Source organism: Ruegeria sp. BHSA123 (assembly GCF_059613425.1).
Genome location: NZ_JBXWSL010000007.1, coordinates 73,037 through 86,030, shown reverse-complemented (window position 1 = coordinate 86,030; position 12,994 = coordinate 73,037). Strand labels below are relative to the sequence as shown.

13 protein-coding genes are annotated in these 12,994 nt (G+C 58.2%); 5 read left to right on the top strand and 8 right to left on the bottom strand.

Features of this window, described 5'->3' with window-relative positions; all coding sequences use genetic code 11:
• Positions 1–12 precede the first annotated feature (12 nt).
• The 6 genes from scpB to AC2FNC_RS05805 all read right to left on the bottom strand — a co-directional run bounded on the left by scpB (position 13) and on the right by AC2FNC_RS05805 (position 6,731).
• Positions 13–660, bottom strand: a complete 648-nt coding sequence (gene scpB, locus AC2FNC_RS05830; protein ID WP_267363960.1) for an SMC-Scp complex subunit ScpB — start codon at positions 658–660, stop codon at positions 13–15.
• A complete protein-coding gene (locus AC2FNC_RS05825; RefSeq protein WP_480517368.1) occupies positions 653–1,447 on the bottom strand; it encodes a segregation and condensation protein A in 795 nt (264 codons plus the stop codon). Before AC2FNC_RS05825 ends, scpB begins: the two co-directional genes overlap by 8 nt.
• Entirely contained in the window at positions 1,437–2,444 is a 1,008-nt protein-coding gene (nagZ, locus tag AC2FNC_RS05820; protein WP_496714802.1) for a beta-N-acetylhexosaminidase, read from the bottom strand. Before nagZ ends, AC2FNC_RS05825 begins: the two co-directional genes overlap by 11 nt.
• Positions 2,441–3,505, bottom strand: coding sequence for an SPOR domain-containing protein (locus AC2FNC_RS05815; protein ID WP_496714801.1), 1,065 nt, complete (start codon positions 3,503–3,505; stop codon positions 2,441–2,443). Before AC2FNC_RS05815 ends, nagZ begins: the two co-directional genes overlap by 4 nt.
• Before the next feature lie 88 nt (positions 3,506–3,593).
• Positions 3,594–5,339: an arginine--tRNA ligase gene (gene argS, locus AC2FNC_RS05810; RefSeq protein WP_496714800.1), complete on the bottom strand. Its 1,746-nt coding sequence runs from the start codon at positions 5,337–5,339 to the stop codon at positions 3,594–3,596.
• A gap of 252 nt (positions 5,340–5,591) precedes the next feature.
• On the bottom strand, positions 5,592–6,731 hold the full coding sequence (locus tag AC2FNC_RS05805; protein ID WP_480473259.1) for a deoxyguanosinetriphosphate triphosphohydrolase: 1,140 nt from the start codon (positions 6,729–6,731) through the stop codon (positions 5,592–5,594).
• A gap of 76 nt (positions 6,732–6,807) precedes the next feature.
• Here AC2FNC_RS05805 and AC2FNC_RS05800 point away from each other — a divergent pair, with 76 nt between their 5' ends.
• Together AC2FNC_RS05800 and xth are read left to right on the top strand one after the other, a co-directional pair.
• The gene (locus tag AC2FNC_RS05800) at positions 6,808–7,131 is read left to right on the top strand and encodes a HesB/IscA family protein (protein WP_267363969.1); all 324 of its coding nucleotides are present in this window, start codon (positions 6,808–6,810) and stop codon (positions 7,129–7,131) included.
• Positions 7,132–7,411: 280 nt separating this feature from the next.
• Positions 7,412–8,191: an exodeoxyribonuclease III gene (gene xth, locus AC2FNC_RS05795; RefSeq protein ID WP_480473261.1), complete on the top strand. Its 780-nt coding sequence runs from the start codon at positions 7,412–7,414 to the stop codon at positions 8,189–8,191.
• A 4-nt stretch (positions 8,192–8,195) separates the two neighbouring features.
• On the opposite strand, the gene AC2FNC_RS05790 is transcribed toward xth, so the two are convergent.
• Both AC2FNC_RS05790 and dksA read right to left on the bottom strand, forming a co-directional pair.
• Positions 8,196–9,344, bottom strand: a complete 1,149-nt coding sequence (locus AC2FNC_RS05790; RefSeq protein WP_496714799.1) for an FAD-dependent monooxygenase — start codon at positions 9,342–9,344, stop codon at positions 8,196–8,198.
• A gap of 71 nt (positions 9,345–9,415) precedes the next feature.
• Entirely contained in the window at positions 9,416–9,838 is a 423-nt protein-coding gene (gene dksA, locus AC2FNC_RS05785; RefSeq protein WP_209504868.1) for an RNA polymerase-binding protein DksA, read from the bottom strand.
• Positions 9,839–10,219: 381 nt separating this feature from the next.
• Here dksA and AC2FNC_RS05780 point away from each other — a divergent pair, with 381 nt between their 5' ends.
• The 3 genes from AC2FNC_RS05780 (at position 10,220) to AC2FNC_RS05770 (ending at position 12,988) form a co-directional block, all read left to right on the top strand.
• Positions 10,220–11,065: an AAA family ATPase gene (locus AC2FNC_RS05780; RefSeq protein WP_480473265.1), complete on the top strand. Its 846-nt coding sequence runs from the start codon at positions 10,220–10,222 to the stop codon at positions 11,063–11,065.
• Between the two features lie 109 nt (positions 11,066–11,174).
• The gene (locus tag AC2FNC_RS05775) at positions 11,175–11,624 is read left to right on the top strand and encodes a GNAT family N-acetyltransferase (RefSeq protein WP_496714798.1); all 450 of its coding nucleotides are present in this window, start codon (positions 11,175–11,177) and stop codon (positions 11,622–11,624) included.
• On the top strand, positions 11,621–12,988 hold the full coding sequence (locus AC2FNC_RS05770) for a DUF2927 domain-containing protein (protein WP_496714797.1): 1,368 nt from the start codon (positions 11,621–11,623) through the stop codon (positions 12,986–12,988). Before AC2FNC_RS05775 ends, AC2FNC_RS05770 begins: the two co-directional genes overlap by 4 nt.
• Positions 12,989–12,994: the final 6 nt, after the last annotated feature.

The following is a 12,994-nucleotide window of genomic DNA, read 5'->3' as shown; positions in this document are numbered from 1 at the left end:
CTGTCCGGGTTATTATTCCTCAAACAATTCCGACTGGTCCTCGTCCACTTCGTCCTCGCGCCCCTCGCCCAGAGGGATAGCCCCCGGTGGAGGCCGGTTTTCCAACAGACCCGCAGCCCTCAATTCCTTGAGACCCGGCAGGTCGCGGGCGTTCTCCAGACCAAAATGATCCAGAAATTCGGACGTCACCACAAATGTCACCGGACGACCCGGTGTCATGCGACGACGGCCCAGCCTGATCCACTCCATCTCTAGCAATTGATCAATCGTCCCGCGAGAGACTGACACGCCGCGAATTTCCTCAATCTCGGCGCGGGTGCAGGGTTGGTGATAGGCAACGATGGCCAATGTCTCGATCGCGGCCCGGCTGAGTTTACGAGTTTCAACCGTTTCCTTTTGCATCAGAAAGCCCAGATCAGGGGCCGTACGGATCGCCCATGCCTCTCCAACACGCACCACGCGCACGCCGCGCCCTTCGTAACGTCTCTGAAGCAACTCAACGGCTTGTGCGGCGTCGCTTCCATGCGGCATCCGCGCCTCAAGGTCGGCAATCGTCACCGGATCGGCGCTGGCAAACAAAACGGCCTCGACCATACGCTCCTGTTCCGCCAATGGTGGCGCCTCGAACAGGGTGCCGGTTTCTTCTGGGGCGTCAGTCACGTGTCTGGGTCCTCTTGCGCAAATGGATCGGCGCGAATGTCTCGCTCTGCTTGATCTCCATATGTCCTTCTTTCACCAGTTCCAGCGAGGCCGCAAAGGTCGCAGCCGTCGCCGACCTGCGGCGCACCGGGTCAGTATCCCAACCATCGGGCAGATAGGTTTCCATATCGGTCCACGTCCCCGCAAAACCGATCAGCGGGCGCATCCGCTCCAGTGCCTGCTCCATCGTAAACACCGAGTCGCGGTCCATCACAAAGGGGCGGAACTCGTCACGGGTGCGAATACGGGCATATCCCTGCATCAGATCCAGCAGCGTGGCGGAATAGGTTACGGTGCGGATGCGGGTTACGTCCTCGCCCTGCCCGCGCTTGAAAAAATCACGACCCAGTTGGTCGCGGGCCATCAGCCGCGCAGCGACGTCGCGCATTGCCTGCAGGCGTTCAAGTTGAAACGCCAGATGCGCGGCCAGTTCTTCACCCGATGGCCCATCGTCATCCGGATCTGGCGGGAGCAATAGACGGGACTTGAGAAAGGCCAGCCACGCCGCCATGACCAGATAATCGGCGGCCAGTTCAATGCGCAGCGCACGCGCCTTTTCAACAAAGGCCAGATATTGCTGCGCCAGCGCAAGAACCGAGATCTTGCGCAGATCCACTTTTTGCGTGCGTGATAGAGTTAGCAGAACGTCCAACGGGCCTTCGAACCCGTCGACATCAACAATCAGCGCTTCGGCCGCAAGACGATCCGCGACCGAGACAGGGTCTTCGCTAAAAAGATTATCGTTCATATACCTGCCCGCCCATTAGGGCAGATAGTTCCGCTTCGGCGGCTTGGATGTCAAGTTCCCGCGGGCGTTTGCGCATCGCCAGCGCCCGTTCTGCGCGGGCTTGTGCCACATCCGACATTTCTCCGGCAGTTTCCATTACAGCGGCACGTTCAGAAAAACTGCCATTGCAATGCAGGACTACATCGCAGCCCGCCTGCAAAGATTGGCGGGAGAGGTCCGTCAACGCCCCGCTGAGCGCCTTCATCGAGATATCGTCGGTCATAATCAGCCCGCCAAAGCCGATATTGTCTCGGATCAGACCCATCATGGCCGCGGAAATGGTGGCCGGCCGGGGATCTATCTGATCAAAGACCAGATGCGCGGTCATCCCCATCGGCAGGTCGTTCAAGGCACGGAACGGCGCGAAATCGCTGTATTCCAACTCTTCCAGCGGCAAATCAACATGCGGCAGGTCATGGTGACTGTCCAGAGTGGCACGGCCATGGCCGGGAATGTGCTTGAGAACCGGAAGAACGCCCCCATCAAGAAGGCCCTGCGCCACAGCCCTGCCGATCCTGGAAATCTGCTCAGGATCAAAGGCATAACAGCGGTTTTTCAGAAACGCGTGTGTCTCGGGCCGCACCACATCGACCATAGGGGCACAATTGCTGTCGATGCCCAGACCAAACAGCTCATCCGCAATCAGGCGGTACCTGAGGTACATGGCGCGTTCCGCTTGATCACCCGCCCTGGTCACATGATCCAGCGGGGGCAGCCATTCGCGGGCCAAGGGTGCGCGCAAACGCTGTACGCGCCCTCCTTCCTGATCAATGGTAATGGGGCAGTTGCGCCCAACAGCCTCTCGGAAATCATCACACAAGGCGCGCACCTGATCGGCGTTTTCAATATTGCGGGCGAACAGAATGAACCCAAACGGGTTCATCTGGCGAAACAGGTCTCTTTCCTCCTGCGTCAGGCGCAGTCCTTCAGCATCTGTGATCGCTGCTCCGAACTTCACCTCACGGCCACCGGGATACAGTCAGCGCCTTGCGCGACCAGAGCGGCGCAGAATTGGCGCGAGTCGCTCAGATCTTCAAACCCCAGAACGCGCAGGCGGTAGAAGGTCCGCCCACCGCTTGAGGTTTTCTGAATAACGCGCTGTTTTCCCGACATATACTCACCAAACTGACCATTCAAACGGTCCCACTCGGCCTGTGCCACTTGCGTGCTGTCATAAGCCCCAAGCTGCGCCAGTCGGGTCCCCTTGGCCAGTGTATCCGGATCAACATCCACCCCAACCGCAGCTTTCACCGCTGCATTAATGGCGTCTTCGGAATTCTCGCTGGGTGCGACCTGACTGCGGGTCGACCGTGCCGGACGCGTCACAGGGCGCAACGATCGGCGCACACCCGGCAACTCTGCGAAACTTGGGTCTGGCAAGGCCGCAGCAAAATCTGCCGGGTCAATGGCGGGTTCTTCGTCGGGGGTGGTCAGCGATGCCAGTTGCACACCGTCTTCGAATTCTTGCTGCGTTTCTGCTGCCGCACCCGCCAATTCCGCAACCAGCGCATCTACTGCGTTCTGGCGCAGGCGCGCGGCTTCCTGCGTGGTGATCGGTTCTTCGATCACATGCAGCGCAGGGGTCGGCTTCAGTTCTCCGGCGGGCAGGTCTTCTTCCGTAAGGGACACCGGGCGCGGCGCAAGGATCAACCGGTCAGCCGGTGCCGCGGCACTGCCTTCGGCGGCGACGGCATTCACGGCAAAGCCCTGATGATCGGCGGGTGTTCCACCCGGATTTTCCGGTTGCACACGCATCGGCCCTTCGGCGGCGCGGACAACCGGCACGCCACTGACATCGCGCATGATCAGTTGATAGCCCCAGACCCCGACACCGGCGACCAGCGCCAAGGAAGCAACAGCCCCCAGGAAATTGACTGCCCTGCCCAGACCAAACGAGCCTCGCGGCGCGTCATCTTCCTGCATATCTTCGGGAAAATCATACACATCATCAGAATGCGCTTGATTCGGGTAATGAATCTGCCCGGGGCTTTGATGCCCCGAGTAATCGTAACTCGCCATGTCCGCCTCACTGCCCGTTTCACGCCTGAAAATAAGGCCCGCGGGTCATTTCTTGCCTACCTCGTACCGGCGGTTCGGGCGATATTTGTTACCGCATCTCCTGCGCCGGAGTAACGCCAAGAATACCCAAGCCCGCTGAAATCACAACAGAAACGGCCCGGGCCAAAGCGATTTTTGACTGGCTTGTGGCAACATCGCCATCCTGGATGAAACGCAATTGCGTCTCGTCATTACCCTTGTTCCACAACGCATGAAAGTCGCCTGCAAGTTCATAAAGGTAAAATGCGACCCGGTGCGGTTCATTGGTCCGCGCCGCAATCTCGATCAGCCGCGGCCATTCTGCCAGCTTCTTGGCAACAACCAGTTCCGAGGCATGATCGTTTTTGCTCAGGTCGGCGCCTGCAAGGGTCGCATCATCAACCGCAATTCCAGCCTCGGCCGCGCGGCGCAGCACGCTCATGACACGGGCATGTGCGTATTGAACGTAGAATACAGGGTTCTCGCGACTTTGTTCCAGAACCTTGTCAAAATCGAAATCCAACGGCGCGTCGTTCTTGCGGGTCAGCATAACAAACCGCGTCACGTCCGGGCCCACCTGATCGACCACATCGCGCAGAGTGACAAAGTTCCCTGCACGCTTGGACATCTTGAACGGCTCGCCATTCTTCCACAGCTTCACCAGCTGCGTCAGCTTGATATCTAGCGGCACCTCACCGTCGGACAGTGCCGAAACAGCCGCCTTCATCCGCTTGACATAGCCGCCATGGTCCGCGCCAAACACGTCGATCAGCGCGTCAAAACCACGGGACACCTTGTCATAGTGATAGGCAATATCCGGGGCAAAATAGGTCCAGCTGCCATCTGATTTCTTGACAGGGCGATCCACATCATCGCCATGTTCGGTCGATTTGAACAGCGTCTGTTCGCGTGGCTCCCAATCTTCGGGCTTTTTGCCCTTCGGCGGCTCGAGCACGCCTTCGTAAATCAGACCCTTGTCAGTCAGCGATTGCAATGCGGCCTCGATCCGACCGGTGCCATAGAGCGATTTTTCCGAGAAGAACACATCCATCTCAACGCCCAGCGCTTTTAAGTCAGCACGGATCAGATCCATCATCGCGTCGGTCGAGAACTCACGTACCTCTTCCAGCCAGTCACTTTCCGGCTTGTCGATCAGGCTGTCGCCGTATTTCTCTTTCAACGCTTCCCCAATTGGGATCAGGTAGTCGCCGGGATAAAGACCTTCGGCAATCTCGGGGCTCAGACCATTGGCCTCGCGATAGCGTTCGTAAGCCGAGCGCGCCAGCACATCCACCTGCGCGCCGCCGTCGTTGATGTAGTACTCGCGGGTCACATCATGGCCCGAATAAGCCAGCAGGCTTGCCAGAGCGTCACCGAATACCGCACCCCGTGTATGACCCACGTGCAGCGGACCGGTTGGGTTGGCCGAAACATATTCAACGTTGACCTTCTGCCCATGACCCATAGTCGAGCGGCCATAATCGGTGCCCTTCTCCAGCACGGCCGCCAGCACACCTTGCCAGACCGACGGCGCCAGCCGCAAATTGAGAAAACCGGGACCCGCCACATCGGCGCTGGCGATCCGGTCATCCGCCTCCAGCTTCCCTGCCAATGCCTCGGCAATGTCACGCGGTTTCATCCTGGCCGGTTTTGCCAGCACCATCGCCGCGTTTGTCGCCATGTCGCCATGCGCCGCGTCGCGCGGCGGTTCGACCGCCACGTTGTCAAAACTCAGCCCCTCGGGCAACGCGCCTTCGGACTGCATCTGCGCCAGCGCGTCCAGTACAAGGCCGCGGATCTCGGAAAACAGGTTCATTTCGGATGTCCTTTTGCTTGCCCGGCGGTTTACCACGCATCACGGCAAGGTCAATGGACGCCTAATGTTTGGACTTGGTTTGCGCCCAATGTCTGCCAATCTCGCCCGGATTTCCACTGTCAGAGATTTCAAATACCCTGCGGGCTGTCTGTCGTACGGCTTCTGATCATCGCTTCCCGCCTGCGCAAGGCACCAATCAACCCACAAAAAAGGTCGCAAACATGGACCATTACCCGTGTCATTGCGGCCCAGTCAGCCAGTCAGCCGCGCGTGATCCTGCAAGGCAAAACGGTCGGTCATACCTGCGATGTAGTCCGATACGATCCGGGCCAAAGCTGTCTCATCCGCCGCAGCTTCAATATCCTCGTGCCAACGTGCGGGCATCTGTTTCGGGTCGTTCAGGTAGATCGGGAACAGGTCTTCGACAACCGTTGCAACCTTGGCCCGTACCTTCATGACGCTGGGTGCGCGATACATCCGGGTGAACAGGAACGCCCTGATTTGTTTCAGATCCGCCCAAGTCCCGGTCGAGAATTGGATGACAGGATGCCCAAGATGGCGAATCTCTTCGACCGATTGCGCGCCCGAGGCTACAATCAAGTCTCGTGACGTTGTGATGACATCTGCCACCATGACCCCAAATACCCGCCGCAGTGCTTCATGACGTCGTCGATACGGATCAAGACCGGGGTATTTAGCATCCACATCCGCGTAGCATCCCCCCACGATCGGAAGGTGACGCAGATCATCATCTTCAAACAACCCCGCGCGCAACCCATCCAGAAGGTCGTGATTGTTGTAAGCAATGTCATCAGACAAAGCCGCCACCTGCGCCTCGGCACTTGCATGGGTATGAAGTTCAAGATCAAAGCCCTGGTTGCATTCAGCCAGCGCCCACGGCAGATCGCCAACAACCGGACCGTTATGCTTGGCGATACCCTCCAGACATTCCCAGGTCAGGTTGCATCCGTCAAACCCGGCATAATGCCGCTCCAGCTTCGTTACGATCCGAATGGCCTGGGCATTGTGATCAAACCCCCCGTAAGGCACCATCAGCGCGTGGAGGGCGTCTTCACCCGTATGACCAAAGGGTGTATGACCCAGGTCGTGCGCCAGGGCTACAGCCTCGGTGAGTTCAGGATTCAGGCCCAACGCCCCTGAAATGGTTCGCGCGACCTGAGCAACTTCGATGGAATGGGTCAGCCGTGTTCGATAACTGTCGCCTTCATGCTCGACAAAGACTTGCGTCTTGTGTTTGAGCCGCCGAAACGCACTGGCGTGAATGATCCGGTCGCGATCACGCTGAAAGCATGACCGGAAGCTGCTTTCTTCCTCTGGCACCAGCCGCCCCCTTGCACGGTCTGGGTCCGAAGCAAATCCCGCTCTGTCCAAAGGCCTTGTCCTTGTCGCCTGTCTTTTTGTTTCATATATTGTAGGACGCTTGGGAAATAAACCTTTGGAGACCGGCATGAATCTGCCCCCATCAGTCACCGAACGCGCCTTTGACCGCCTCGCCGAGATCGGCGCCGCGGAACAGGGGCAAGCCCTGCGTGTCGCAGTGGAGGGTGGTGGATGTTCCGGTTTTCAATATGAAATCGCTCTGGACACGCCAAACACCGATGACCTCATCCTTGAAGGCAAGGGGCAGAAAGTCATCGTCGACCCGGTCTCTCTGCCCTTTCTTGAAAACGCGGTGATTGATTTCACTCAGGAGCTTATTGGTGCAAGGTTTGTGATCGACAACCCCAACGCCACCTCTTCCTGTGGCTGCGGCACGTCGTTTTCGATGTAACCGGCGGGGGCTTTGCCCCCACACCCCCAGGATGTTTTCAGCCAGATGAAGCAGGGATCCGCTCTCTGACCAAAACGACCAGAGAGCTTCACCTGGCGCGGTCATCGGCGTCCCCGCCTGTACCGCCCCTTCTAGTATCGAAAAAACGGTTAAGGGTTCGTTTCTTCATCTGGCTAAAAATATCCCGGAGCGCGAGGCAGAGCCTCGCTAATCCGATCTCCGACTTGCCGCTGGGCCCGTTCTGAGCGATAGGTTGCCACAAGGTTTCGGAGGATCGCGAATGAAAATCGCCACGTTCAACATCAATGGCATCAAGGCACGAACCGAGGCGCTGCCCCGCTGGCTGGACGACGCCCAACCCGACGTTGTTCTTCTTCAGGAAATCAAATCCGTCGACGAGAACTTCCCACGCGAGATGTTTGAAGATCGCGGGTACAACGTGGAAACACATGGGCAAAAAAGCTTTAATGGTGTCGCGATCCTGTCGAAGCTTCCGCTGGAGGATGTATCTCGCGGCCTTCCCGGCGATGACAATGATGAACAGGCGCGCTGGATCGAGGCCACCGTCGTAGGCAAAAAGGCCCTGCGGCTCTGTGGGCTGTATCTGCCCAACGGGAATCCGGCACCCGGACCGAAATACGATTACAAGCTGGCCTGGATGGAACGGCTTTACGACCGCGCCCAGGCCCTGATGAAGTCAGAGGAGCCTGCCCTGATGGCCGGAGACTATAACATCATCCCACAGGCCGAGGATGCCAAACGCCCCGATGCCTGGCGGGAAGACGCGTTGTTCCGCCCGGAAAGCCGGGCCGCCTTTCGAAAGATCCTGAACCTTGGCTTTACCGAGGCCTTTCGCGCCACAACGCAGGGCCCCGATCACTATTCTTTCTGGGATTATCAGGCTGGCGCGTGGAACCGGAATGACGGAATTCGAATTGATCATTTCCTGCTGACGCCACAAGCGGCCGACCTCATGCGAGATTGCCAGATTGATGCGGCTGTTAGGGGGCACGAAAAGCCATCCGATCACGTTCCCGTCTGGATTGACCTGGATCTTTGAGGCCCTAGGCAGCCGTGACGTCGTGACTGTAGATCCATTCATAGCGTTGTGACAACCGGGCACCGACGACCCTCAGCACACATTGCGCAGCCATACGGGCTGGACCGCGCAGATGAAAGTTCCGCGCATTTGACCCAGCCGCCGCGACAACGCGCTGCGCCCTTGGTTTGCGGGTTGTTTCATAGGCCGCCAGTGCGTTGGTGATACCCGATCGTTCGTCAAACGCGCGCGCCAGAACCCAAGCGTCCTCGAGCGCCAGACATGCCCCTTGTGCCATGAATGGCAACGTCGGATGGGCCGCGTCCCCCACCAGAGCCAACCGACCATTCTGCCAGCTTTGGGCGACAGGCCGCAGAAACAATGCCCACAGATGCACATCCGTGACTTTCGACAGAATGTCGCACACGGGGCCACCGAAATCTGCAAAGCGCTTGCGCAACTCTTCAGGGTCGCCCGTCTGACGCCATCCTTCTTCCCGCCAGTCCGAACGCTCTTCAACCGCGACAATGTTCATCATGCTTTCGTCACGCAACGGATAGGTTACCACATGCCGCCCAGGCCCCATCGTCAGGGATGCGGAAACCGGGTCATGACCGGGCTGCCAGGGGATGGTGGCGCGCCAGGCCACCTGATGCGTGAACTCCGGCATCTCTGCCCCGTTCAGAGCCGGGCGGAGCATGCTGCGGCCGCCATCGGCCGCAATGGCGCACTCGGCGCGAATTCGCTCGCCTGACGCCAAGATCACCTCGGCCTCGTTGAGATGCTTTTGCACATGTGAAACTCTGGCACCCAAGCGGATATTCACGCCTGCGTCACAAGCCGCATCATGAAGAAGGTTCAGAAGGTCGGCACGGTGGTAGTAATAAGTCGGACCAGCTGAGGGGCCCGGCAGGTGACTGACCACGCGCCCTTCTCGGTAATCGCGCAAGACAGTTCCATGGGACTTCTGCCCGACAGAAAGACCTGTGACGCCAAGTGCATGAAGAACGCGCATCCCGTTCTCGCTGATCTGCAAACCAGCGCCGACTTCGGTCAGGGCCGGGGCTTGCTCCAGAAGCGTGACATGCGCCCCACGGTGTTTCAGTGCCAGAGCCGAGGCCAGGCCGCCGATTCCACCGCCAATGACACAGAATTTCAATCCATCTATCTTCATGGCATCCGCATAACGCAAAAACGCCGGAGCCACAGGCCCCGGCGTTTGGATTTCTTACACATACCCGGCGATTAATCGTCGCGGTGGACCTTTTCGCGACGCTCATGGCGCTCTTGTGCCTCAAGTGTCATGGTTGCAATCGGTCGTGCGTCCAGACGCTTTAACGAGATCGGATCGCCCGTCATTTCGCAATACCCGTATTCGCCATCATCAATCCGGCGCAGGGCCGAGTCGATCTTTGCGACCAGTTTTCGCTGACGATCACGGGTCCGCAGTTCCAGCGCACGGTCAGTTTCTTCACTGGCGCGGTCCGCGACGTCCGGAATGTTACGGGTGTTGTCTTGCAGCCCTTCGATAGTGTCGCGGCTACCAGCCAGTAACTCTGTCTTCCAATCCAGCAGCTTGCGACGAAAATACTCAAGCTGACGATCATTCATGAAAGGCTCATCTTCGGCCGGACGGTAATCTTCCGGCAGAAAAACTTCCTGCTTCATATTTGCTCCCTCGGTATGGCCAGTAACGTCGTTCGAGGCTGTTTCAGCTGACATTTGGCTCTCCCTTCTGCGCAGCGTTTAGCCGACGGGCGGTGGAATGTCACTACACAAACGTTGCGCAACAGTGCACCCCCGCGGATTTGTCTAACTATGAGACAAACATCAACAAAACCTTGTATTTCTATGAAATTTGACAGGCTTTTTTGGGGCGAGAGTTACAACGTCCGGGAATGGTCTACATCGGAATCAAGCAAAAGGGCTTGGAGTTGCAGCACAATTCCCGCCGGGCGACGCAGGGACGCGGGTTGTAAAAAACCTTGCCGCTCTGTAACCCGGAAACCACAACCTGCCCGTCCAACGCAATATACGCACGAGAGGCCCATGACCGCACGTTTCCAAGGTACAGCCGAATATGTCGCCACCGACGATCTGACCATTGCCGTGAACGCCGCTGTCACGCTTGAGCGCCCCCTGTTGGTGAAGGGCGAACCCGGTACCGGCAAGACCGAGTTGGCCAGACAGGTGGCCGGTGCGCTGGGGCTGAAAATGATCGAGTGGAATGTGAAATCCACCACCCGCGCGCAGCAGGGTCTTTACGAATATGATGCCGTCAGCCGCCTGCGTGACAGCCAACTAGGCGAAGAGCGTGTCCATGATGTGTCGAACTATATCCGCAAGGGCAAGCTGTGGCAGGCCTTCGACGCCGACGAAAAGGTTGTTCTGCTGATCGATGAAATCGACAAGGCGGATATCGAGTTCCCCAATGACCTATTGCAGGAGCTCGATAAGATGGAGTTCCACGTCTACGAAACGGGCGAGACGATCCGGGCCAAGCACCGCCCTATCGTCATCATAACCTCGAACAACGAAAAAGAGCTGCCAGACGCTTTCCTGCGCCGCTGTTTTTTCCACTATATACGCTTTCCGGATGAGGCGACGATGCGCCGGATCGTTGATGTGCATCATCCCGGCATCAAGGACGCACTTCTGACCGCCGCGCTGACGCAATTCTATGAGATCCGAGAGACGCAAGGGCTCAAGAAAAAGCCCTCGACCTCGGAGGTGCTGGACTGGCTGAAGCTGTTGCTGGCCGAAGACCTGACGGCCGAAGACCTCAGGCGTGACGGGGCCAGCGCGCTGCCGAAGCTGCATGGCGCTTTGCTGAAAAATGAACAGGATGTGCATCTGTTCGAACGTCTTGCTTTCATGGCACGTGGCAAACGCTAGCCTGCGTGTGAACAATCAGTGATCACGGCTTGCCATTGCGTATCCCGGGTGTCAGCATCGAAATACCTGACGCAACCGCGTTTCAAAGCAGCAGTATTGGGGTCATCACTTGGCGAACGCTCTGACAATCCGGACCCTGCGGGCCGAGGACAAAGATCAGTGGGCCGAAATGTGGCGGGATTATCTGGCGTTTTATGAAACTACCCTGCCTGAAAACGTGTATGAAACGACCTTTTCCAGATTGTTGGGCGACGACCCACAGGATTTTTCCTGTTTTGTTGCGGAACAGAATGACGTTTTGGTCGGGCTGACGCATTACCTGTTTCATCGCCACGCCTGGAAAGTGGAAAAGGTCTGTTACCTGCAAGACCTGTTCGCCCGACCTGAAACCCGAGGAACGGGCGTCGGTCGCGCCTTGATTCAGGCGGTTTATGAAGAGGCGGATCGCCAGGGCGCCCCAACCGTTTACTGGCTGACGCAAGAGTTCAACCACACGGCACGCCACCTTTATGATCGCATCGGCACCCTGACACCGTTCATCAAGTACGCCCGCCCATGATGCGTTTGGGCGCCCTTTTTCTGGCGCTGGTTATCGCTGGCTGCACGTCTGTCGAGACAATCGAACTCGGGAACGATGTTTCATATATCGAAGTGGCGTTGCCGCCAGCCAAGTCTTTTGCGGCACCCCGCCCTTCGCCACCGGCACGGTCCAACACGAACATCGCGGCGGATTTCTTGTCCCTGCATTTCGAACTGGAAAGCGGGGCCGCCCTGCCCGTTTTCACCCGGTTCGAAACGCCGATCACCGTTCGCCTGACCGGATCGCCGACACAAAGTATGCAGCAGGATTTGACCCGCCTGCTGAACCGCCTGAAGCGCGAGGCGGGTATCAACATCCGACAAATCAACGACGGTCAGGCCAATATCACGATCGAAGCGGTCAGCCAGAAGGACATTCTGCAAATTCTGCCAAACGCGGCCTGTTTCGTGGTGCCAAACGCGTCCAGCCTGGCTGAGTATCAGCGCGACCGCCGCAAGACCAAAAGCAGTTGGGTTGAGCTGCGCCAGCGCGAACGATTGGGGATATTCATCCCCTACGATGTCAGCCCGCAGGAAATGCGCGATTGTCTGCACGAAGAACTGGCGCAAGCCCTTGGTCCGCTGAACGACCTCTATCACCTGCCGGATTCCGTGTTCAACGACGACAATATTCATACGGTTTTGACTGGGTTCGACATGCTGATTCTGCGCGCGGCCTATGCGCCCGAACTGCACACCGGTATGACACGGGATCAGGTCGCCGCCGTCATCCCCGATGTTCTCAGCCGCCTGAATCCACGCGGTGACCGATTAGCCGCGCAACGGCCAACGGATACCCCCCGAGAGTGGATCAACGCGATCCAGAAATCACTGGGACCAGGGCCGGGTTCCCCCCGGCAGATACGCGCCGCGCAAAAGGCAGTCCGCATCGGGCAGCAATTGGGATGGACGGATCACCGCCGCGCCTATCCCCACTACCTGATGGGTCGGATGGAGCAGTTTCGTGACCCGGCGGAAGCCCAGCGGCAGTTCAAGATCGCGCAACAGTTTCTTCGCGCAACGCCCGGAACCGAGGTTCATCAGGCTTATGTCTCAACGCAAACCGCAGCCTTTGCGCTTGCGCAGGATCGCGGGCCAGAGGTCCTGCCCGAACTGGATCAGGCCATCGACGTGATGACCCGCGCGGAAAACGCTTCGCTTCTGGCAACCTTGCTGCTGTTGAAATCCGAGGCCTTGAAACAGGCCGGTCAATTACAAAAGGCACGTGCCGTCAGACTGGACAGCCTTGGATGGGCGCGATACGGGTTCGGTTCTGATTTGGTGGCTCAATCTCTGGCTCAAAACAGTGGCCGACGCCCCGCTGACAGCACGAAAGACGGATGAAACGCA